This is a genomic window from Actinoplanes missouriensis 431, assembly GCF_000284295.1.
Classification (GTDB): Bacteria; Actinomycetota; Actinomycetes; order Mycobacteriales; family Micromonosporaceae; genus Actinoplanes; species Actinoplanes missouriensis.
Genome location: NC_017093.1, coordinates 8,001,449 through 8,021,000 on the forward strand (window position 1 = coordinate 8,001,449; position 19,552 = coordinate 8,021,000).

At 69.9% G+C, this 19,552-nt stretch carries 24 protein-coding genes; 14 read left to right on the forward strand and 10 right to left on the reverse strand.

Annotation, left to right across the window (positions count from 1 at the left end; translation table 11 throughout):
- The first annotated feature begins 99 nt into the window (after window positions 1–99).
- From AMIS_RS36410 to AMIS_RS36450, 9 genes are read left to right on the forward strand one after another with little or no spacing between them, the layout of a single operon-like run.
- Window positions 100–819, forward strand: coding sequence for an ABC transporter ATP-binding protein (locus AMIS_RS36410; protein WP_014447483.1), 720 nt, complete (start codon window positions 100–102; stop codon window positions 817–819).
- The gene (locus AMIS_RS36415; RefSeq protein ID WP_014447484.1) at window positions 819–1,697 is read left to right on the forward strand and encodes a branched-chain amino acid ABC transporter permease; all 879 of its coding nucleotides are present in this window, start codon (window positions 819–821) and stop codon (window positions 1,695–1,697) included. Before AMIS_RS36410 ends, AMIS_RS36415 begins: the two co-directional genes overlap by 1 nt.
- Complete coding sequence (locus AMIS_RS36420; protein ID WP_014447485.1) at window positions 1,694–2,743, forward strand: branched-chain amino acid ABC transporter permease; 1,050 nt, start codon at window positions 1,694–1,696, stop codon at window positions 2,741–2,743. Before AMIS_RS36415 ends, AMIS_RS36420 begins: the two co-directional genes overlap by 4 nt.
- Window positions 2,740–4,005, forward strand: coding sequence for an ABC transporter substrate-binding protein (locus AMIS_RS36425; RefSeq protein WP_014447486.1), 1,266 nt, complete (start codon window positions 2,740–2,742; stop codon window positions 4,003–4,005). The genes AMIS_RS36420 and AMIS_RS36425 overlap by 4 nt, the downstream gene beginning before the upstream one ends.
- A 46-nt stretch (window positions 4,006–4,051) precedes the next feature.
- A complete protein-coding gene (locus AMIS_RS36430; protein ID WP_014447487.1) occupies window positions 4,052–4,801 on the forward strand; it encodes an SDR family oxidoreductase in 750 nt (249 codons plus the stop codon).
- Window positions 4,798–5,571 (forward strand): SDR family oxidoreductase, encoded by a 774-nt coding sequence (locus tag AMIS_RS36435; RefSeq protein ID WP_014447488.1) that lies wholly within the window; start codon window positions 4,798–4,800, stop codon window positions 5,569–5,571. The genes AMIS_RS36430 and AMIS_RS36435 overlap by 4 nt, the downstream gene beginning before the upstream one ends.
- Complete coding sequence (locus AMIS_RS36440) at window positions 5,568–6,548, forward strand: phosphotransferase family protein (protein ID WP_014447489.1); 981 nt, start codon at window positions 5,568–5,570, stop codon at window positions 6,546–6,548. The genes AMIS_RS36435 and AMIS_RS36440 overlap by 4 nt, the downstream gene beginning before the upstream one ends.
- A gap of 6 nt (window positions 6,549–6,554) precedes the next feature.
- Window positions 6,555–7,760, forward strand: coding sequence for an acyl-CoA dehydrogenase family protein (locus AMIS_RS36445; RefSeq protein ID WP_014447490.1), 1,206 nt, complete (start codon window positions 6,555–6,557; stop codon window positions 7,758–7,760).
- Window positions 7,757–8,353, forward strand: a complete 597-nt coding sequence (locus AMIS_RS36450; protein WP_014447491.1) for a TetR/AcrR family transcriptional regulator — start codon at window positions 7,757–7,759, stop codon at window positions 8,351–8,353. The genes AMIS_RS36445 and AMIS_RS36450 overlap by 4 nt, the downstream gene beginning before the upstream one ends.
- Here AMIS_RS36450 and AMIS_RS36455 read toward each other — a convergent pair.
- Genes AMIS_RS36455 through AMIS_RS36465 form a run of 3 tightly spaced genes read right to left on the reverse strand, consistent with a single transcriptional unit; the run spans window position 8,325 to window position 9,526 of the window.
- Complete coding sequence (locus AMIS_RS36455; protein ID WP_014447492.1) at window positions 8,325–8,735, reverse strand: PIN domain nuclease; 411 nt, start codon at window positions 8,733–8,735, stop codon at window positions 8,325–8,327. The two genes, AMIS_RS36450 and AMIS_RS36455, sit on opposite strands and share 29 nt — an antisense overlap.
- A complete protein-coding gene (vapB, locus tag AMIS_RS36460) occupies window positions 8,726–8,950 on the reverse strand; it encodes a type II toxin-antitoxin system VapB family antitoxin (RefSeq protein ID WP_014447493.1) in 225 nt (74 codons plus the stop codon). Before vapB ends, AMIS_RS36455 begins: the two co-directional genes overlap by 10 nt.
- Window positions 8,951–8,986: 36 nt before the next feature.
- Window positions 8,987–9,526 (reverse strand): DUF6886 family protein, encoded by a 540-nt coding sequence (locus AMIS_RS36465; RefSeq protein ID WP_014447494.1) that lies wholly within the window; start codon window positions 9,524–9,526, stop codon window positions 8,987–8,989.
- Between the two features lie 77 nt (window positions 9,527–9,603).
- On the opposite strand from AMIS_RS36465, the gene AMIS_RS36470 reads away from it, so the two are divergent.
- The gene (locus tag AMIS_RS36470; protein WP_014447495.1) at window positions 9,604–10,353 is read left to right on the forward strand and encodes a GntR family transcriptional regulator; all 750 of its coding nucleotides are present in this window, start codon (window positions 9,604–9,606) and stop codon (window positions 10,351–10,353) included.
- A gap of 110 nt (window positions 10,354–10,463) precedes the next feature.
- Here AMIS_RS36470 and AMIS_RS36475 read toward each other — a convergent pair whose 3' ends face one another.
- The 3 genes from AMIS_RS36475 to AMIS_RS36485 are packed head-to-tail and all read right to left on the reverse strand — an operon-like array spanning window position 10,464 to window position 13,590.
- A complete protein-coding gene (locus tag AMIS_RS36475; RefSeq protein WP_014447496.1) occupies window positions 10,464–11,552 on the reverse strand; it encodes an alcohol dehydrogenase catalytic domain-containing protein in 1,089 nt (362 codons plus the stop codon).
- The gene (locus tag AMIS_RS36480; protein WP_014447497.1) at window positions 11,549–12,961 is read right to left on the reverse strand and encodes an aldehyde dehydrogenase family protein; all 1,413 of its coding nucleotides are present in this window, start codon (window positions 12,959–12,961) and stop codon (window positions 11,549–11,551) included. The genes AMIS_RS36475 and AMIS_RS36480 overlap by 4 nt, the downstream gene beginning before the upstream one ends.
- Window positions 12,958–13,590 (reverse strand): TetR/AcrR family transcriptional regulator, encoded by a 633-nt coding sequence (locus AMIS_RS36485; protein ID WP_014447498.1) that lies wholly within the window; start codon window positions 13,588–13,590, stop codon window positions 12,958–12,960. Before AMIS_RS36485 ends, AMIS_RS36480 begins: the two co-directional genes overlap by 4 nt.
- Before the next feature lie 113 nt (window positions 13,591–13,703).
- On the opposite strand from AMIS_RS36485, the gene AMIS_RS36490 reads away from it, so the two are divergent.
- Window positions 13,704–15,239: a long-chain-fatty-acid--CoA ligase gene (locus tag AMIS_RS36490; RefSeq protein ID WP_014447499.1), complete on the forward strand. Its 1,536-nt coding sequence runs from the start codon at window positions 13,704–13,706 to the stop codon at window positions 15,237–15,239.
- Here AMIS_RS36490 and AMIS_RS36495 read toward each other — a convergent pair.
- Complete coding sequence (locus tag AMIS_RS36495; RefSeq protein ID WP_014447500.1) at window positions 15,234–15,653, reverse strand: (deoxy)nucleoside triphosphate pyrophosphohydrolase; 420 nt, start codon at window positions 15,651–15,653, stop codon at window positions 15,234–15,236. The genes AMIS_RS36490 and AMIS_RS36495 overlap by 6 nt on opposite strands.
- Before the next feature lie 185 nt (window positions 15,654–15,838).
- Between AMIS_RS36495 and AMIS_RS36500 the strand changes: the two genes are divergently transcribed.
- Together AMIS_RS36500 and AMIS_RS36505 are read left to right on the forward strand one after the other, a co-directional pair.
- Window positions 15,839–16,150 (forward strand): 4a-hydroxytetrahydrobiopterin dehydratase, encoded by a 312-nt coding sequence (locus AMIS_RS36500; protein ID WP_014447501.1) that lies wholly within the window; start codon window positions 15,839–15,841, stop codon window positions 16,148–16,150.
- A 24-nt stretch (window positions 16,151–16,174) separates the two neighbouring features.
- Window positions 16,175–16,537 carry a PH domain-containing protein gene (locus AMIS_RS36505; RefSeq protein ID WP_014447502.1) on the forward strand — a complete coding sequence of 121 codons (363 nt, stop codon included), beginning with the start codon at window positions 16,175–16,177 and terminating at the stop codon, window positions 16,535–16,537.
- A gap of 12 nt (window positions 16,538–16,549) precedes the next feature.
- On the opposite strand, the gene AMIS_RS36510 is transcribed toward AMIS_RS36505, so the two are convergent.
- Window positions 16,550–17,437 (reverse strand): hypothetical protein, encoded by an 888-nt coding sequence (locus tag AMIS_RS36510; protein ID WP_014447503.1) that lies wholly within the window; start codon window positions 17,435–17,437, stop codon window positions 16,550–16,552.
- Between the two features lie 204 nt (window positions 17,438–17,641).
- Here AMIS_RS36510 and AMIS_RS36515 point away from each other — a divergent pair, with 204 nt between their 5' ends.
- Complete coding sequence (locus AMIS_RS36515; protein WP_041830284.1) at window positions 17,642–17,839, forward strand: hypothetical protein; 198 nt, start codon at window positions 17,642–17,644, stop codon at window positions 17,837–17,839.
- Between the two features lie 121 nt (window positions 17,840–17,960).
- Here AMIS_RS36515 and AMIS_RS36520 read toward each other — a convergent pair whose 3' ends face one another.
- Both AMIS_RS36520 and AMIS_RS36525 read right to left on the reverse strand, forming a co-directional pair.
- Complete coding sequence (locus tag AMIS_RS36520) at window positions 17,961–18,701, reverse strand: Type 1 glutamine amidotransferase-like domain-containing protein (protein WP_041830285.1); 741 nt, start codon at window positions 18,699–18,701, stop codon at window positions 17,961–17,963.
- Window positions 18,698–19,531, reverse strand: a complete 834-nt coding sequence (locus AMIS_RS36525; protein WP_041831629.1) for a nucleotidyltransferase domain-containing protein — start codon at window positions 19,529–19,531, stop codon at window positions 18,698–18,700. The genes AMIS_RS36520 and AMIS_RS36525 overlap by 4 nt, the downstream gene beginning before the upstream one ends.
- Between the last annotated feature and the right edge of the window lie 21 nt (window positions 19,532–19,552).

Consider the following 19,552-nt stretch of genomic DNA (forward strand, 5'->3'; position numbering starts at 1 on the left):
GCGAACCCAGCGCACGACTCCACCAGGCAAGCCGCGTCCGACGGGCCCGGCTTCCTTGGCATACCCGAAATTTCGTGAAACAACCGGAGGAGACACGGCATGAGCAGCGCACTGCTGCGGGTCGAGGGGCTCACCGCCGGATACGGTGCGGCGCCGGTCCTGCACGACGTCAACCTCACCGTCCAACCCGGAGAGATCGTCGCTGTTCTCGGCGCCAACGGAGCCGGCAAGACCACGCTCCTGCGTACCCTGTCCGGTCTGGTCCGCAGCAGCCGCGGCCAGGTGGTCTTCGACGGCGCGGACCTGAAGAGCACCAAGGTCGAACGGATGGTGCGCCGCGGCATCGCGCACGTCCCGGAGGGACGCGGTGTGGTCACCGAGCTCACCGTCGACGAGAACCTGCGGCTCGGCGGCCTGTGGCGGCGCGATCAGGCCGACGCGAAACGTGCCCTCGACGAGGTGTACGAGCTGTTCCCGGCGCTGGCACAACGTCGTGCCTCCGCCGGGCACCAGTTGTCCGGCGGTGAGCGGCAGATGCTCGCGCTGGGCCGGGCGCTGGTCGGCAGGCCGAGACTGCTGCTGCTCGACGAGCCGTCGCTGGGCCTGGCTCCGAAGATCACCGCACAGATCATGGCGCTCCTGCGTGACCTGCAGAAGAACACCGGCCTCGCCGTCCTGCTCGTGGAGCAGAACGTCCGCAGCGCGCTCTCCATCGCCGACGAGGGCGTGGTGCTGGCCCTCGGCCGGGTGGTGACCCGCAACAAGGCGTCCGCGCTGCGCGACGACGCCGACCTCCGTCACGCCTACCTGGGGTTCTGATGAGCCAGTTCATCTATCTGACCTTCGACGGGCTGAGCCGGGGCGCCGTCTACGCGGCGTTCGCGCTGGCCCTGGTGCTGATCTGGCGGGCCGCCCGGATCGTCAACTTCGCGCAGGGCGCGATGGCGGTGGCGGCCGTCTACGCCGGTTACTCGGTCACCACCGCGACCGGCTCCTACTGGCTCGGATTCGTCACCGCGCTCGTCGCGGGACTGGTCCTCGGCGTGGTGGTCGAGCGGGTGGTGATGCGGTTCGTCGACCACTCGTCGCCGCTGAACGGCGTGGTCGTGGCGCTCGGCCTGGTCCTGGTGATCCAGGGCGTGCTCGGCATCATCTACGGCAGCGAGTTCCAGCCGGTCGAGACGCCGTTCAGCCGGGACGCGTTCGAGGTCGGCGGCATCGCGGTGCTGTCCCGGTACGACCTGTTCGTGTTCGCCGCGGTGGGCGCGGTGGTCGTCCTTCTCACGCTTCTCTTCACGCGTACGGCGGTGGGGCTGCGGATGCGGGCGGCGGCCTTCGCGCCCGACGTCTCGCGGCTGCTCGGTGTCTCGGTGGGCGGAATGCTGACGCTCGGCTGGGCGCTCGCCGCCGCGGTCGGCTCGCTGGCCGGGATGCTTGTCGTCCCGACCGAACTGGGCCTGCATCCGACGGCGATGGACGTGGTGTTCATCTCCGCGTTCACCGCCGCGGTGGTCGGCGGCCTGGACAGCCCGATCGGCGCGGTCACCGGCGGTCTCGTGGTGGGGCTGCTGCTCTCCTACGTCAGCGGTTACGTCGAGCCGACGGTCGCCCCGATGGCGGTCCTTCTCCTGCTCGTGGTGGTGCTCCTCGGCAAGCCGGGCGGGCTCTTCTCCAGCTCGAAGGCGAGGGTGGCATGACCGACATGAAACAGAAGACGGCTGCTCCGGACGTACCCACCGCAAGCGCGCCGGCGCGGAAGAGCCGACGCCGCCTCGCTCCGGTCCTGGTCGTCCTGGCCGGCGCGATTCTGATTCTGATCCTCAGTTACACGCTGCCGCCGTTCCGGAACTACCAGCTCGCCACGGTCGGCGCCTATCTCTGCGTGACCGCCGGGCTGACCGTCCTGACCGGACTGAACGGGCAGCTCAGCCTCGGGCACGGCGCGCTGATGGCGACCGGCGCCTACACGTTCGCGCTGAGCCAGAACAAGTGGCTCAGCCTGCCGCTCAGCTTCGTCCTGGCGATCGTGGTGACCACGGTGGCCGGCGCGGTGATCGGGCTGGCCGCGGCCCGGTTGCGCGGACCCTATCTGGCCGGCCTGACGCTCGCCGTCGCGATCGTGGTCCCGTCGGTGACCAGCACGTTCGACGAGACGTTCAACAGCGATCAGGGCCTGTCGGTGGTGCTCGACCCGCCGCCCGGGACGATCCCGATGGAACGCTGGCAGGCCTGGCTCTGCTGGGCCGGCGCGCTGGTCACCGTGCTGGTGCTGGCCATGCTGGTCCGCGGGCGGTTCGGGCGGGATCTTCGCGCGGTACGGGACGACGAGACCGCCGCCAAGCTGGCCGGCATCAACATCGCCCGTACCCAGGTGATGGCCTTTGTCGTGAGCGCGGTCTGCGCCGGGTTGTCCGGCGCCCTGTTCGCCCTGCTCGCACAGAGTGTCTCGCCCGGCGCCTTCCCGCTGACCCTCTCGCTGTTCCTGGTGATGGCGATCGTGATCGGCGGCCTGGGCAGCCTGTTCGGCGCGCTCTGGGGCGCCGTCCTGCTGGTCGCCCTGCCCGCGCTGGCCCAGTCGGTCGCCGAGCAGGCCGGCTCGCACCGTCTCGAGGGGAACCTCGCCCTGGTCGTCTTCGGCGTGGTGCTCATCGTCGTCATGCTCGCCGCACCCGGCGGCCTGGCATCCATCCGCCTTTCTTCCATCCGCTCCACCTTCATCCGCAGATTCAGGAGGGAACGATGAAACGCTTCGCGACGACCTTCGTCGCCGCCGTGGTGCTACTGGCCGCGGGCTGCAGCGACGACGGCGGGGGCGGCGGCTCCAGCAGCGCCGACGTGCCAGGTGTGACCGACACCGAAGTGGTGGTCGGCACCCATCACCCGCTCACCGGACCGGCGGCCGCCGGGTACGCGAGCATCTCCCCGGCCACCAAGGCGTACTTCGACTTCGTCAACGCCAACGGCGGCGTGCACGGCCGGAAGATCACTTACAAGGTCAAGGACGACGCCTACAACCCGGCGACCACCCAGCAGGTGGTACGCGAGCTGGTGCTGCAGGACAAGGTCTTCGCGATCATCAACGGCCTCGGCACGCCGACGCACACCGGCGTCCTGGACTTCCTCAAGACGAACCGGGTTCCCGACCTGTTCGTGGCGAGCGGCAGCCGCAGCTGGAACCAGCCGGACAAGTATCCGGGCACGTTCGGCTTCAACCCGGACTACACGGTCGAGGGCAAGATCCTCGGAACGTACGTGAAGGACAACCTCGCCGGGAAGAAGGTCTGCTTCCTCGGGCAGGACGACGACTTCGGCCGGGACAGCCTGGTCGGCCTGGAGCAGGTGGTCGGCACGGTCGCCGCCAAGGGCAGCTACGTGACGAGCAACCCGAACGTCGGCCCGCAGATGGGCGAGTTCAAGGCGGCCGGCTGTGAGGTCGTCGTGCTGGCGACCATCCCCGGGTTCACCGCGCTCTCCATCGGAACGGCCGCGAAGATCGCCTACAAGCCGCAGTTCGTGGTGAGCAACGTGGGCGCCGACCCGACCACCGTGAGCAAGGCCCTGGGCGCGGCGGCGCCGCTGCTGGAGGGCGTCGTGGCGGCGAACTACCTGCCGCTGAGCACCGACGAGTCGAACCCGTGGGTCCAGCTCTTCAAGAAGGTCAACACGGAGTACAACAACGGCGCCGAGTTCGACAACAACGTCATCTACGGCATGTCCGTCGCCTACCTCTTCGTGCAGTCGCTGCAGGCGGCCGGCAAGGACCTCACCCGCGACGGCATCATCTCGGCGGTCCAGAAGAACAACTTCCAGGGCCCCGGTCTGGTTCCGCTGCGTTTCTCCGACAGCGATCATTCCGGGTACGGGGGAACCCAGCTCACCAAGATTGAAAAGGGTAAGGCGGTCTTCCTGGGCAGCGCCTACACCACCGACGACAAGGACGGCGCGGTCGCGCCGCACACCGCCCAGGCCGTGACACCGCCGTCCAACGGCGTTCCGGCCGCGTAATATCTGCACCCGTACTGCATATACACGACTTTCTGGAGGTTGACCGATGGCGGACCAGGTAGCGATCGTGACCGGAGCCAGCCGGGGAATCGGGTTCGCCATCGCGCAACGCTTCGTGTCCCAAGGGGCGAAAGTCGCCGTCACCGGCCGCGACGCCGATGCCCTCGAGGCCGCCGTAAAGGAACTCGGCGGCCCCGAGGTGGCGATCGGCGTCGCCGGCAAGGGTGACGACCCGGCACACCGGGCCGCGGTGATCGACGCGGTCACCGGCCGGTTCGGCACGATCACCACGCTGATCAACAACATCGGGATCAACCCGGCGTACGGGCCGCTCGCCCAGCTCGACCTCGGCGCCGCCCGCAAGATGGCCGAGGTCAACCTGATCGGCACGCTCGGCTGGGTGCAGGAGGCGCTGCGCGGCGGACTCGGCTCCACCGGCGGCGGATCGATCGTGAACATCTCCTCGGTCTCCGGCGTCCGGCCGGCCCCGGGGATCGGGTTCTACGGCACCACCAAGGCGGCCCTCATCCACCTCACCGAGGAGCTCGCCATCGAACTGGCGCCCCGGATCCGGGTCAACGCGGTCGCTCCGGCCGTCGTGAAGACCCGGTTCGCCACCGCTCTCTACGAGGGACGCGAGGCGGAGGTGGCGGCCACGTACCCACTGGGCAGGCTCGGCAACACCGACGACGTGGCCGGCACCGTGGCGTTCCTCTGCTCGCCGGACGCCTCCTGGATCACCGGGCAGACCATCGTGCTCGACGGCGGCGTCACCCTCACCGGGAGCGTTCAATGAAGCGGGTCGTCGTCACCGGCGCCGGCGGCGGGATCGGGGCGGCCCTGGCCCGCCGGTTCGCCGCCGACGGCGCCCGGGTCGTGGTGAACGACCTGAACGCGGACGCGGCCCGGTCGGTCGCCGACGAGATCGGCGGGCTCGCGGTGCCCGGTGACGCGGCGAGCGAGGACGACGTCCGCGCGCTCATCGACGCCGCCTGGACCGACCTCGGCGGGATCGATCTGTTCTGCTCCAACGCCGGCGTCCTCTCCTCCGGCGACGAGACCACCCCGGACGCGCAGTGGCAGCGGGACTTCGGCGTGAACGTGATGTCGCACGTCTACGTCAGCCGGGCGCTGCTCCCCCGCTGGCTGGACAGCGGCGAGCCGAAACGGCTGCTGATCACGGTCAGCGCGGCGGGGCTGCTCACCCTGCTCGGCAGCGCCACCTACTCGGTCACGAAACACGCCGCGCTGGCCTATGCGGAGTGGCTGCGGGCCACGTACGCCCATCGGGGTTTGATCGTCCAGGCGCTCTGCCCGCAGGGCGTCCGCACCGACATGCTGACCCGGGGGAACGAGGGCGGCAGCGGCAGCGCCGCGCTCCTCGCCGAGGGCGCGCTGGCGCCCGAGGCCGTCGCCGACCAGGTGGCCGAGGCGCTGGCCGGCAGCGGCTTCCTGATCCTGCCGCACGCCGAAGTCGCGGACTACTACCGCTTGCGCGCGAGCGATCCGGACCGTTGGCTGGGTGGCATGAACAAGTTGCAGCGTGGCTTCGAGGACGCGAAGTGAAGGGTCTGGACCTGGAGGCGCTCCAGGCCTATCTGGACAGCCCGCCCCTGACCGCGACGATGTTCGCCGGCGGGCGGTCGAACCTGACCTACGCGGTGACCGACGGGGTGAACCGGTGGGTGCTGCGCCGGCCGCCGCTCGGGCATGTGCTGCCGACGGCGCACGACATGGTGCGAGAGTATCGAGTTTTGTCCGCTTTGTCGGCGGCAGGGTTCCCGGTGCCGACACCGGTCGCACTGTGCGAGGATATTTCGGTCATCGGCGCTCCTTTTTACCTCATGGAGCATGTTGACGGACATATCTATCGCGATGCCGCCTCGCTGGAGTCTGTCGATCTTGGAGCGTTGACGCTGACCCTGGTCGACACGCTCGCTGATCTGCACTCGCTCGACCCTTCCAAGATCGGGCTCGAGGATTTCGGCCGGCCCGAGGGCTTCAACGAGCGCCAGGTCCGCCGCTGGAAGAAGCAGCTCGACGCGTCCCGCAGCCGTGAGCTCTCCGGCATCGACGAGCTGCACGCCCGGCTCGCCACCGACATCCCGGCCGGCGGTCCCGGCGCGGTCGTGCACGGCGACTACCGCCTGGACAACGTGCTGATCGGCCCCTCCCTGGAGGTGGCGGCCGTTCTCGACTGGGAGATGTCCACGCTGGGCGACCCGCTGAGCGATCTCGCCCTGATGCTCGTCTACGCCGGCCGCCCGCTGCTCGTCCGCGACGGCGTGCCCGTCGCGCCGATCGACCTGCCCGGTCACCCGTCGCTCGCCGAGATGTCCGCCCGGTACGCCGAGCGCAGCGGCCGCGACGTCAGCGACCTGCACTGGTACATCGGCTTCGCCGCGTTCAAGCTCGCCGTCATCCTCGAGGGCGTGCACTACCGATACACCCAGGGCCAGACCGTCGGCGCCGGCTTCGACACCGTCGGAGCGATGGTGCCCGCACTCGTCGAGCAGGGCCACCGAGCGTTGGAAGGACACTGATTCCCGATGGAGTTCGAGTTCGACGCGAAGACCGAGGACTACCGCAAGAGGCTGCTCGCCTTCATGGACGAGCACGTCCACCCGGCGGAGTCGTCGTTCCACGCGGCTCCCGACAGCTGGGGCCCTCCTTCGATCCTGGAGAGTTTGAAGAGCGCCGCCAAGGAGGCCGGCCTCTGGAACCTCTTCCTCCCCGGTGAGCACGGCGCCGGCCTGACCAACCTGCAGTACGCCCCGCTCGCCGAGATCACCGGTCGCAGCCCGGCCATCGCCCCGGCCGCGCTGAACTGCGCCGCGCCGGACACCGGCAACATGGAGGTGCTCGCCGAGTTCGGCACCCCCGCGCAGCAGGAGCAGTGGCTGAAACCGCTGCTCAACGGCGAGATCCGGTCCGCGTTCGCGATGACCGAACCGGATGTCGCCTCCTCGGACGCGACGAACATCGGCACGCTGATCCAGCGCGACGGCGACGACTACGTGATCAACGGCCGCAAGTTCTACATCACCGGCGCGATGAACCCGAACTGCCGGATCTTCATCGTGATGGGCAAGACCGACCCGGCCGCGGCCCGGCACGTGCAGCAGAGCCAGATCCTCGTCCCCCGCGACACCCCGGGCGTGACGGTCAAACGCGGCATGACGGTCTTCGGGTACACCGACGGCGATCACGGTGGGCACGCCGAGATCATCTTCGACAACGTACGGGTGCCGGCCGCCAACCTGATCGGCGAGGAGGGCAGCGGCTTCGCGATCTCCCAGGCCCGCCTCGGACCCGGGCGGATCCACCACTGCATGCGGCTGATCGGCATGGCCGAGCGGGCCCTCGAACTGCTCTGCACCCGCGCCCTGAGCCGCACCACGTTCGGCAAGCCCCTCGCCGAGCAGGGCGTCATCCAGGACTGGATCGCCGAGTCCCGGGTCCGCATCGAGCAGGCCCGGCTCCTCGTGCTCAAGGCCGCCTGGCTGATGGACACGGTCGGCAACAAGGGCGCGCACACCGAGATCCAGGCCATCAAGATCGTGGTGCCGTCCACCGTAGAGTGGATCATCGACAAGGCGATCCAGGCGCACGGCGCGGCCGGCACCAGCCAGGACACACCGCTCGCCGGGCTCTGGGCCTCGGCCCGCACACTGCGGCTCGCGGACGGTCCGGACGAGGTGCACAAGCGCTCCCTGGCGCACCGCGAGCTGAAGCGATACCGGAGTAGTTCGTGACCACACCCCCACGCGTCGACGGTCGCACCGCGCGATCCGAACGGACCCGCAACGCGATCGTCGACGCCCACCTCCGCCTGATCAGCGAGGGTGACCTGCGTCCCACCGCGGACCGGATCGCCAAGCTGGCCGGGGTCTCGCTGCGCGCGCTGTGGAGCCACTTCGCCGACATGGAAGCACTGATGACCGCGAGTGGTCAGCGTGTCCTGGAACAGCGCGACGAGTCCTATCAGCCCGTACCGGCGGACCTGCCCCTCGCCGAACGGATCGCCGCGTACTGCGAGCAGCGCGCCCGCCTGCTGGAGGAGATCGGTCCCGCGGCGCGGGCGTCGGCGCTCAAGGAGCCGTTCTCGGCGGGGTTGCAGCACTACCGCAAGCTGCATGTGGCCCGGGTACGCGACGAGCTGACCACCACCTTCCCGACCGAAATCGGTCAGGACGAGGAGTTGCTGGACGCTCTCACGTCGGTCAGCCAGTGGCCGACGTGGTCGACGTGGCGCGACGTGATGGAGATGTCCGTCGAGTCCGCCGAGGCAGCCCTGCACCGCACGGTGGCGGCGCTGCTCACAGGGTTGTCACCGGCTGGCCGGTGATTCCAGCGATCAGATCGAAGTCCTTGTCGACGGCAAGGACCGTGAGACCGCCCTTCTCCGCGGTCGCGGCGATCAGCAGATCCGGGATCGAGGGAGCGCGATACTGCCCGCGGTCAGCCAGCAGCAGCTGGACCTCAAGGGCGCGGTCCTCGATGGCCGGCGTGAGGTGCTCGATCGGCATCAGCGAGAGGGGCGGGGCGGCGAACTGGCGGCGCCCCGCCTCGCCGGACCGAGCCGAATAACCGAGCTCCAAGCGGGTGATCGTGGACAGCCGGACAAGACCGCGGCTGATCCGCGCGCTCCACTCGTCACGATTCCTCGCCTGACCTGATTGAAGCCGGACATACGCCGACTTGTCGATCAGCCAGCTCGTCACCGCCACGCCGACTCCATCACCGTGTCGTCGCCCAGATCCCCGAACACTGCGGCGGACTGTTCCCAGTCGGCGTCGGTGACCACACGCTCCGTCGATGCCGCAACGTTCTCCTCCAGCTTGCGGCGGAGGTACTCATTACGGGACAGCCCGAGATTCTCCGCCATCGCATCGATGCGGTCCACAGCATCCTGGCTGAGATCACGGATCAGGATGTTGGGCATTGAGCACCTCCATAGGCGAGTGATATCACGATATCATCACGCATCGGCAGGCCTGGCGTTGTGGAGCCGGATGCCGCTGAAGCCGAGGCTGCTCGTGATCACCTCGTCCCAGAACGGCCACAGGCTGTCGAGCAACCGCACCTGAATCCCCGCCGCCGCATGACAGGCGAGCAGGTCACCGACCGGTTCGGGCGGCCCGAGCGGCTCCACCGGCTCGACCGCCACCCACGCGTGCGGCCACGGCTCCCCGAACGGCCGGAATCGCCCGGCCGGCAACCGGTAGGCGTACAGGATGGTGCTGCGCATCGCGTCCAGCCACCCGAACTCGATGGCGTGCACCCGCTCCCCGCACCCGGCACCCACGATCCGCTCCCGGTCCGCGTCGGTCGTGCCGGGCCGCACCCAGGCCATCGCGCGCGGACACTGCCGCGGAAACCAGTAACTCGGCGCCTGCTCCGCATCGACGGCCCAGACGTAGGCCTCCGCTTCCCGGGCGGTCGCGGCCACGTGCGGCACGAACCGCTCGATCGCCGGATCCTCCGAGAAGTGCAGCACTTGTCCCACCGCCGGTCGCATTTCTCCTTACTACCCGCGATCCGTGCTGTGGCGTAGCGTCGACTCGGCCAACTCTGGGCCAGAGTGCGAGGTGTCATGTGACAGCGACGGAAGGCCCCGCCTACCGACGGGTGGCGGAGCAGCTCCGGGACAAGATCCACAGCGGTGAGCTGGCGGCAGGTGCCCGCCTGCCCTCGCTGCCGGATCTGGGCCGGAAGTTCGGTGTCAGCGCGGATGTCGCCCGTCAGGCCATCGCCGTTCTCCGTTCCGACGGCCTGGTGGAGACACGTCAGGGCTCCGGCGCGTTCATCCGCTCCTTCGCCCGGATCGTCCGCAGCTCACCGGCACGCCTCGCCCGGTCACAGTGGGGTGCGGGCAGGCCGATCCAGGACCACGACACCGGGCAGAGGCTCCGGACCGCCGATGTCACAGTCGACGAGGTGCCGGCTCCGGACGAGGTCGCCGCAGCGCTGGGCGTCGCACCCGGCAAGCCGCTTGTCGCGCGCTCCCGCCGCTTCCTGATCGACGATCGGCCGGTGCAGTTGTCGACCTCGTACTACGTGCCGGAGTTGGTTCGCGACACACGGATCGTCTTCACCGACGCGGGACCTGGCGGTTCCTATGCCCGGCTCGCCGAGGCAGGGCTGGAACCGGTGCGCTTCCGCGAGCGGGTCGAGGCTCGGCTTCCGGATGCGGCGGAGCGGCAGGGTCTGTCGATGTCCACCGCGAGTGGACGCGTCCTGGAGGTGACCCGCCTGGCTTTCATCGCCGACGGCCGCTGTGTCGAGTTCAACCGCATGATCCTGGATGCCGAGGTGTACGTGCTCGAGTACGATTTTCCGGCATGATGAACTCTGGCCCAGAATGTTGATTCTGGGCCAGAGTTCCGTACCGTTCTGATGGAGGGCGGTTCGCAGCCCGGCGGTGGCGCACCGCCCTCCCCGGCACCGAGGTGGAACTACAGGACGACGACTGAGCGGGCGCCCTCGCCGCGGGACATGTGGTCGAAGGCGGCCGGCACGTCCGCCAGGCGGATCCGGTCGGTGACCAGGAAGTCGAGCGGGAGCTTGCCGCTCAGGACGTCCTCGGCCAGCGCCGGCACCTCGATGTCGGTGTCCGCCTGGCCGTAGACCGACGCCCGCAGGATCCGCGCCGAGCTGAAGATCTCCAGGGCGCTCAGCTGGACCATGTCGTCGGCCGCGCCCATCCCGACGACCGTGACCTGGCCGCCGGTGCGGGTGGCGCGCCACGCCGCGCGGATCGTGGACGCCCGGCCGACGCACTCGATGGCGTGGTCGGCGCCGCGCTTGCCGGTCCGCGCGCGGATCTCCCGGGACAGGTTCTCCGAGGAGACCACGAAGTCGGTCGCGCCGGCCGCCTCGGCCAGGCCTTTCTTCGACTCGTTGACGTCGACCGCGATCACTTGGCCGGCACCTGCCGCCCGGGCCGCCGCCACCGCGGAGAGGCCGACCCCGCCGAGGCCGATGACCAGCACCGATTCGCCCGGCGCGACCTGTGCGGTGTTGCGGATCGCGCCGGTTCCGGTGAGCACGGCGCATCCGAGCAGGGCAGCGAGATCAAAATCCAATTGCGGGGGTACGCGTATGACAGCGTTCTCCGGCACCACCACCTGCTCCGCGAACGCCCCGACACCGAGCGTCACGTGCACCGGCGCGCCGTCCAGGGTGAGGCCGTTCTCCAGGGCCGCGATGCCGTGCGAGGTGGAGCAGAGCCACGGCTGGTCGTGCTCGCAGAACCAGCAGCTGCGGCAGGCCGGCTGCCAGTTCAGCACCACGTGGTCGCCGACCGACGCCCGGGTGACGTGCTCACCGACTTCGACCACCTCGCCGGCTGCCTCGTGGCCGAGCACCAGCGGATGCGGCGGCCGGAGCGTGCCGTTGATCATGGAGAGGTCGGAGTGGCAGACGCCGGCCGCGCGGATCTTCACCCGCACCTGGCCCGGGCCGATCTCGGGGAGCCGCAGTTCGACGAGTTCGGCCGGGGTGCCTTCGCTGCGCACGACCAGGCCGGTCATGTAGTGGGTCATCGCTGAATGGCCTTCACCTGCTGGAATTCCGCCAGGCCGTACGCGCCCAGCTCCCGGCCGATGCCGGACTGCTTGTAACCGCCGAACGGCGCGAACGGGTTGAACGAGCCGCCGTTCACGTCGACGGCCCCGGTGCGCAGCCGCCGCGCCACGGCGAGGGCCCGGTCGGTGGAGCCCCAGACCGCGCCGGCCAGGCCGTACCGCGAGTTGTTGGCGATCGCCACGGCCTCGTCGTCGTCGTCGAAACCGATGATCGACAGGACCGGGCCGAAGATCTCCTCCTGGGCGAGCTCGCTGTCCGGATCGACGTCGGCGAAGACGGTCGGCGCCACGAAGTGCCCGGTGTCCGGCAGCGGCGCGTCCAGGCCGCCGGCGACGAGCCTGGCGGACGAGGCCCGTTCGATGAATCCGCGCACCCGGTCGCGCTGGCCGGCGGAGGCCAGCGGCCCGAGCCGGGTCGCCGGGTCGAACGGGTCACCCAGGGTGTATCCGGCGGCCGTCTTCGCGGCGAGCTCCACGGCCTCGTCGTAGTGCGAGCGGTGGACCAGCATCCGGGTCCACGCGGTGCACGTCTGCCCGGAGTTGAGGAACGCGTTGCCGACTCCGACCTTCACGGCCTTGACCAGGTCGGCGTCGGCGAGGATCACGTTGGCGGACTTGCCGCCGAGTTCCAGCGACACCTTGGCGATCCGGTCCGCGGCGGCGCGCGAGATCGCCCGGCCGGTCGCGGTGGAGCCGGTGAACGAGACCAGGTCGACGTCCGGGTGCCCGGCGATGGCGGCGCCGACCGCCGGTCCGGTGCCGGTGACCAGGTTCAGCACGCCGGGTGGCAGCTGCGCCTCGTGGGCCGCGTCGAAGAGCAGGTACGCGACGAGCGGCGTCATCTCGCTCGGCTTGAGCACCACGGTGCAGCCGGCCGCCAGAGCCGCGCCGACTTTCGCCACGACCTGGTGCAGCGGGTAGTTCCACGGGGTGATCGCGCCGACCACGCCGGCCGCTTCGTGGACGACCAGCGAGTTGCCGATCGTCTCCTCCTCGCTGCCACGGGCGGCCAGTTCCGCGTACCCGGAGAGCACCGTGAGGGGAAGGCCGGCCTGGACCGCCTTCGCGACCTTGAGGGGCGTCCCCAGCTCGCGGCCCACCGTCTCGGCGATCTCGCCGGCGCGCGCCGCGAGGGCCTGGTGCAGGCGGCCGAGCGCCGCGCCCCGGTCGGCCGGCGACGCCGAGGCCCAGCCGTCGAAGGCCTGCCGGGCGGCGGAGACGGCGAGGTTCACGTCCTCGGCGGTGCCGGCCGGGACGTGCCCGAACACCTCTTCGGTGTACGGGTTCTCCACCTCGATCCGCTCCCCGGAGTCCGGCGGCACCCATTGCCCGCCGATGTAGAGCTGCTCACGGAATACCGACGTCATCGGCGTACCCCCTGGTCGTAGCGTTCGGTCAGGCCGGTGATCAAAAGGTCCAGCCCCAGTTCGAAGGCGCCCTCGTCGACTGCGTCGCGATGGGCGGCGAGCTCGTGGGCGCGGTGCAGGTGCGGATAGCGCTCGTCGTAGAGCTCCGGGTCGGCGGCGAACCCCAGCGCGAACGAGCCGAGCGCCGAGCCGGTGATCAGGTATCGCATCAGGGCGCCGATGTGGGTGGCCCGGGCCCGTGACCAACCGGCGTCGATCAGCGCGCCGTAGACCGCCTCGGCCATCGCCAGACCGGCCGGCCGCCGCCCGGGGCCGGTGGCCAGCACCGGCACGATGTTCGGATGCGCGGTGAGCACCGCGTGGTACGACTTCGCCCAGAGCCGCAGCCCCTCGCGCCAGTCGCCGCCCGTGAACACCGCGATGTCCACCTGCGCGACCACCGACTCGGCCACCGCGTCGACGATCTCGGCCTTGGTCGCGAAGTGGTTGTAGAGCGACGGGCCCTGCACGCCCAGCTCGGTGGCGAGCCGCCGCATGGAGAGCGCGTCCAGGCCCTCCGCGTCGATCAGCGCGGACGCCGCCTCGACGATGCGCTCCCGGGTGAGCAGCGCCTGCCGGGGCCGAGCCATGAGAACTCCTCGCGGAAATTACGGAATCAGCACTGGACGTGTAAAAACTTACACCGCTAGTTTAGGCGGAACTGCGACGTACATCACTCGCGAATCTACGAAGGAGGCTCCGCATGACGACGCTGTCCCTGGCGACCGTCCTCGCCGAGGCCGCGCGCCGCCATCCCGACAAGGTGGCGATCGTCGATGCAGGCGGCGAACGGATCACCTACCGGGAACTCTGGGCGCAGACCCGGGCGTACGCGGCCGGCCTCCGCGAGCTCGGCATCACGCCGGGCGACACGATCGCCGTGATGATCCCGAACGTCGCCGACTTCCCCCGGGTCTACTACGCGGCCCTCGCGGTCGGCGCCCGCATCGTGCCGATCTCGCTGCTGCTCACGCCGGAGGAGGTGGGGTACGTCCTCACCGACAGCCAGGCGAACCTGATCGTCACGCACTCCGCGTTCCTGCAGGCGGGCGGCGCGGCGGCGCAGGCCACCGGGACCCGGCTGGTCAACGTGGGCCCGCTGCCTGCCGACCTGCCGAACGGCCCGGCCCGGCTGGAGGAGCTGGCCGCGAAGGTGGAGCCGCTGCACACCTACGTGACCACCGAGGCCGAGGACACCGCGGTGATCCTCTACACCAGCGGCACCACCGGCAAGCCGAAGGGCGCCCTGCTCACCCACCTCAACCTGGTGATGAACGCGGCCGTCAACGTCTTCGACGTGCACCCGCTGACCGGCGACGACGTGGTGCTCGGCTGCCTGCCGCTGTTCCACACGTTCGGCCAGACGGTCGGGATGAACGCCACGTTCCGGCTCGGCGGGACACTGGTGCTGTTGCCCCGGTTCTCCGGCGAGGCGGCAATCGAGCTGATGCTCAAGGAGAACGTGACGATCTTCCACGGCGTGCCGACCATGTACATCGGCCTGCTGGAGGCGGCGCCGAAGGCGGAGCGCCTGCCACAGCTCAAGCTCTGCGTCTCCGGCGGCGCGTCGCTGCCGGTCGCGGTGCTGGAGAAGTTCGCCGAGGCGTTCGGCTCACCGATCTGGGAGGGTTACGGGCTCTCCGAGACCTCGCCGACCGCGACCACGAACCAGCCGGTCTTCGGTGCGAAGCCGGGCACGGTCGGGCACCCGATCTGGGGCGTCGAGGTGGAGATCGCCCGGCCGGAGATCCCGGAGCGCATCGAGTTCGTGCCGGACGGCGAGCTCGGCGAGATCGTGATCCGCGGGCACAACGTCTTCGCCGGCTACCTGAACCGGCCGGAGGCCACCGCCGAGGCCCTGGTCGACGGCTGGTTCCGCACCGGCGACCTGGGGGCGAAGGATGAGGAGGGCTTCATCCGGATCGTCGACCGGACCAAGGACCTGGTGATCCGCGGCGGCTTCAACGTCTACCCGCGGGAGGTCGAGGAGGTCCTGGCCCGGCACCCGGCGATCCAGCAGGTGGCGGTGATCGGGGTGCCGGACGCCACGCTCGGCGAGGAGATCTGCGCGGTGGTGGTCCTGGAAGACAAGGGCGTCACCGAGGCGGAGCTGATCGACTGGTCGAAGGAGCGCCTGGGCAAGCACAAGTACCCCCGGCGGATCCGGTTCGCCGAGACGCTCCCGCTCGGACCCAGCATGAAGGTGCTCAAGCGGGAGCTGCGCAAACAGTACTCATAGCAGAGCGGGCAGCTCCGCCACGATCGGCTTGTCGGCGGGCAGCCACGGGACGCTGTTCAACTGGTCCACGGCCAGCCAGCGCATGGAGGTGTGCTCCAGCGCCTCCGGGACGTCGCCGTCCAGCAGGGCGGCGGCGTAGACCCGGAGCACGGCGCGGCCGTGGGCCAGTGGCACGTCCGGGCCGACCCGGTCGCCGACCGCCACCCGGACGCCCAGCTCCTCGGCGCACTCGCGGGCCAGCGCCGCTTCCTCGGTCTCCCCCGGCTCCACCTTTCCGCCCGGGAACTCCCATTTGCCCGCCGCCTCGGGGGGCGCGCTGCGCTGGCAGGCGAGCACCCGCCCGTCGGTGATGATCACCGCCGCTACGATCACCCTGGGTGATGGCGAGGTTTTGACGTTCGGTTCCGGCGGCATAGGAACAAAGATCGCACAAAACTTCACCGATCAGGTTGCCCGGTGGTGCCCCGATCGTCACGCAAACACGTATATGTGGGCGTGGACAGAGGTGCCCGGACGGACGAAACTGTGGGGCACCGACCATGACGACACGGCGACAGTTCGGCCACAAGCCGGCAACGACGCCAAGGGGGGTGCGGCTGATGCGGTCCAGACGACGCCGGGGCAACGGCGCCGACTACCTGAGTGACGCGATCGCGCTACTGGGCGGATGGACACGGGACGGTGTGCAGTTGCGGCGGGATCTCCCGTGCGACGACAGTCAGCATGCCGCACTGACCGAGCGGATCAAGGTGGCGGCGGACACGCTCGCCATCCGGCCCAGCATCCGGCGGGTCGACGGTCACACTCAGATCTGCCTGGGGTCCTCCGACGGCACGGCGATTACCGATGGTGAGGTCACCCTGGCTGCCCGGATCGAGGACTTCTACCGCACCGTGGTGGAGCGTTCGTAGATCCCCGGCGATACGCTGCGCCGCATGAGCGACGTGGTGTACGACAACAAGGGTCAGCTGGAGCAGATCCAGAGCGGGCTGATCGAGGGCGAGCAGATCATCGCGGTCTACGACGCGATCGGTGCCGGCACCGGTTTCATCGGCCTGACCAACCGCCGGATCATCGTGCAGGACAAGTCCTTCGTCGGGAAGCGGTTCGCCATCACCAGCATCCCGTACTCCAAGGTGAGCAGCGTCAGCGTGGTCAGCAACAAGAGCTGGGCCGGTCAGTTCTTCTCCTCCGGCACCATCGCGATCACGGTCGGGACCCACGTCTACGAGGTCGAGTTCCGCGGGTCCGACAAGGCCCACACCGTGCACAACCTGATCCTCAGCCGCGCGTCCTGAGGCCGGGTCCCCTCACCCGCCGACCGCCTGGGTGAGATCCCAGACGTAGCGCCGGCCGGCGGGTTTCTCGTCCCGCCACACCACCTCCCAGCGGCCGCGGGCGTCCCGATGCGGCTCGGCCATCCGCCCGTACCCGGAACGCTCCTTCACGCTGGGTGGCTGGTCGCTCTCGGGGAACGAGAACGTCACCACGAACCGGGTGAACGCCGACGGGGTGCCGCTCGCCGTCGGCAGCCGGTCCTCCCAGACCAGCTGGTCCCAGCCGCGCTCGCGCAGCGGCCCCCACAGCCCGCGTGGCCGGTACTCCACCTGCCACTCGGTCGAGGTGGTCATCGCCGGATCGAAGATCAGCCAGATCCGCAGCAGCCGGGTCTGCTCCAGCGGCAGCGCCGTGATCGTGCCGCCCACCGGCCGGAGAGCCTTGAACGAGATCTCGTCGAGCCGGGCCAGCCGGTCGGTGTCGGTGAGCACGATCGGCCGCATGGTCCGGTGCGTGACGAGCGGCTCCGGGGTGGTTACCCGTTTCTCGACGATCCGGTCGCTGTCGTCGTCCGAGCCGACCGTGACGAGCACGTCCAGGGTCTCCGAGAAGAGCGGCTTCTCCCGCTCGCTGATCCGCTGGATGGCGTCGAGGTAGTGCTGGTGGCCGGCCTGCTGCAGGGCGAGCGACTTGGTCGCCTCGAGGAGCTCGGCGCGGAGTTCGCGGATCCGGACGACGAACCCGAGCTGCCAGACGCGCACCACGAAGTAGAGCAGGCTGGCGAGGAAGACCGCGGTCAGCACCCACTGGCCGGTCCGGGTCGGGATGCCGGCGAGCTGGGCTACGCCGGAGGTCAGGCCGATGAGCGCCATGAAGACGGTCAGAGGGCCTCGGAACAAGGCGTGATACTTCTCTGCCATCGGGACAATGATGGCGAAAGACTGGTTACCGACAAATACCTATAAAGAGTGACAAAACTCGTCCAGGTTCGTACGTACGTACCCGTCGCTCATGCCACTTCGAACCACCCGGGACGGTTACCGGCCGGTAACCATTGCTCCCCGATTTCGCGCCACAGCATGCTACCGGGGGTCCCACCCTCTACCCCCCCGGAGGCGATCACCGTGCTGGCTCACCTCGCGCGCCCACTGACCAGGAGACACCGCGCCGAGATGTTCGGCGGGGACCTCGGCGGCGTCCCGGCCGGCCCCGGCGGTGGCGAGGGCGGCCAGCCGCACCGGATCGCCGGCAACGCCATCTTCGCGGTGGCGTTCCTGCTCTCCGCGGTGCTGGTGGGTCTCGCCACGGTCGCCCTCTACTGAGCCGACCGCGGCGGACCATCCCTCAGCGGCAGCTGCCGCCTTCTCCGCCACGCACGGACATCGCACTCCTCGGTTGGGCTCCGATGCGGACAACGGAGCTGATCACGTCCAGGTTGCGATGTCAGATTATCGGCAGGACCCGGGTCGGCAGGGCGGTCTCGACGACAGAGCCGTCCGCCGCGCGCTTGAGTTCGTACCCGAGCGGGCCCTCCCGGTCGGCCACCACCTCGTCGAGCGTGGTGCCCCGGTAGACCAGGCCGGCCCCGTCGTCGGTCGCGTACCCGTCGCCCAGCGTCCCGTCGCCGATCAGCTCGTGCATCTTCGGCCGGCGCTGCTCCTCGGCGTCGTAGTGCACGCCGTTGCTGTACGGCAGCCAGCCCAGCCCTTCGGTGAACCCGCGCAGCTTCAGACCGTAGCTGTCGGTGCTGCCGCCCTGGTGCCAGCAGATCGAGCCGGCCGACACGCCGCTCATCACGACGCCGGCCTGCCACGCCTCGTACAGGATCTCGTCGAGGCCGTGCACCCGCCAGACCGCGCAGAGGTTCGCCACGCTGCCCCCGTCCACCCAGACGATGTCCTGGGACAGGATGTGCGCGCGGATGTCCTCGATGTTCGGCATCGGGAACAGCTGCAGGTGGGACATGGTGAACTCGGTGCCCGCGAAGGCGGCGTAGAACGCGCCGATCCGCGACTCGGGGTCACCGGTCGCCTGGGTCAGCACGCAGATCTTCGGCGCCTTGCGCGCGTTCGCCAGTTCGGCGGCGAAGTAGTGGACGGCGCCGGGACGCAGGCTCATCGGTCCGTAGCTGCCGCGCCGGAAAAAGGCGCTCGTGGCCAGAATGGTGGGAACGTCGGCTGTCACCGCAACATCATGGCGCACGCGTCGACGGTTTCCAGCACGAGATCCGCGGCGATGTCGATGGCCAGGCTCAGGTGCAGCGGGTCACCGCTCACCGCGGCGAACGCCGTTTCCACCCGGGCGGCGAACCGGTCCGGCGCACCGGGCAGCGCGCCGGCCGCGGCCACCGCGCCCTTCTCGTTGATCAGCCAGCGGCCGGCGGCGCCGTGCAGCGCGTGCGCGCACACGCCGGCCAGCCGGAACAGGCAGCCCGACACATAGGCGCTGTCGCCGCGGGTCACCGCCTTGCGGGCCAGCCCGATCAGGAAGTCCGCCTCCCAGAGGCCGGCCACGAGCGCCTCGGCGAGGGCCCGCGGGAAGACCCGGACGCGAGCCTGGAGCGCGGCGAGCTCACCGGACGGGTCACTCAGGATCTTTCCCAGGGCCAATTCCCCGGGGTACGAGAAATCGGGCACTCCGAGGGGATGACCGGCCTGGGCGTGGAACGCGTACCGTCCCGCCTCCGCGTCGGCCCAGCAGCGGTGCACCCGGTCCACGTCCCGGTAGATCCAGTCCACCGCGTCGCCGCCGATGGTGAGCCAGCCGCCGCCGTCGACCCACGGTCCCCACCCGCCCGGCTCGGTGACCGTCGCGCCGGCCCCGCCGGCCTCCACCGCGAGCCGGCCCAGCCGGGCGGTGTCCAGCGGCGCCCGGTAGTAGAGGCCGAGGTCGGTGTCGGAGTCCGGAGTGTGCGTCCCGCGGGCCCGGCTGCCGCCGAGCACCACACCGCAGACACCGGGCACGCCGGTCAGGCGAGCGGCGAGTTCGGCCAGATCAGCGTCGGTCGGTGCCATGCCCATACGGTGGATCCCCGG

Coding starts and splice junctions, on each gene's coding strand:
- AMIS_RS36410 (WP_014447483.1), top strand. CDS start 100: ATGAGCAGCGCACTGCTGCGGGTCGAGGGGCTCACCGCCGGATACGGT.
- AMIS_RS36415 (WP_014447484.1), top strand. CDS start 819: ATGAGCCAGTTCATCTATCTGACCTTCGACGGGCTGAGCCGGGGCGCC.
- AMIS_RS36420 (WP_014447485.1), top strand. CDS start 1,694: ATGACCGACATGAAACAGAAGACGGCTGCTCCGGACGTACCCACCGCA.
- AMIS_RS36425 (WP_014447486.1), top strand. CDS start 2,740: ATGAAACGCTTCGCGACGACCTTCGTCGCCGCCGTGGTGCTACTGGCC.
- AMIS_RS36430 (WP_014447487.1), top strand. CDS start 4,052: ATGGCGGACCAGGTAGCGATCGTGACCGGAGCCAGCCGGGGAATCGGG.
- AMIS_RS36435 (WP_014447488.1), top strand. CDS start 4,798: ATGAAGCGGGTCGTCGTCACCGGCGCCGGCGGCGGGATCGGGGCGGCC.
- AMIS_RS36445 (WP_014447490.1), top strand. CDS start 6,555: ATGGAGTTCGAGTTCGACGCGAAGACCGAGGACTACCGCAAGAGGCTG.
- vapB (WP_014447493.1), bottom strand. CDS start 8,950: ATGCCCAACATCCTGATCCGTGATCTCAGCCAGGATGCTGTGGACCGC.
- AMIS_RS36465 (WP_014447494.1), bottom strand. CDS start 9,526: ATGCGACCGGCGGTGGGACAAGTGCTGCACTTCTCGGAGGATCCGGCG.
- AMIS_RS36475 (WP_014447496.1), bottom strand. CDS start 11,552: ATGACCCACTACATGACCGGCCTGGTCGTGCGCAGCGAAGGCACCCCG.
- AMIS_RS36480 (WP_014447497.1), bottom strand. CDS start 12,961: ATGACGTCGGTATTCCGTGAGCAGCTCTACATCGGCGGGCAATGGGTG.
- AMIS_RS36485 (WP_014447498.1), bottom strand. CDS start 13,590: ATGGCTCGGCCCCGGCAGGCGCTGCTCACCCGGGAGCGCATCGTCGAG.
- AMIS_RS36490 (WP_014447499.1), top strand. CDS start 13,704: ATGACGACGCTGTCCCTGGCGACCGTCCTCGCCGAGGCCGCGCGCCGC.
- AMIS_RS36495 (WP_014447500.1), bottom strand. CDS start 15,653: ATGCCGCCGGAACCGAACGTCAAAACCTCGCCATCACCCAGGGTGATC.
- AMIS_RS36500 (WP_014447501.1), top strand. CDS start 15,839: ATGCGGTCCAGACGACGCCGGGGCAACGGCGCCGACTACCTGAGTGAC.
- AMIS_RS36505 (WP_014447502.1), top strand. CDS start 16,175: ATGAGCGACGTGGTGTACGACAACAAGGGTCAGCTGGAGCAGATCCAG.
- AMIS_RS36510 (WP_014447503.1), bottom strand. CDS start 17,437: ATGGCAGAGAAGTATCACGCCTTGTTCCGAGGCCCTCTGACCGTCTTC.
- AMIS_RS36525 (WP_041831629.1), bottom strand. CDS start 19,531: ATGGCACCGACCGACGCTGATCTGGCCGAACTCGCCGCTCGCCTGACC.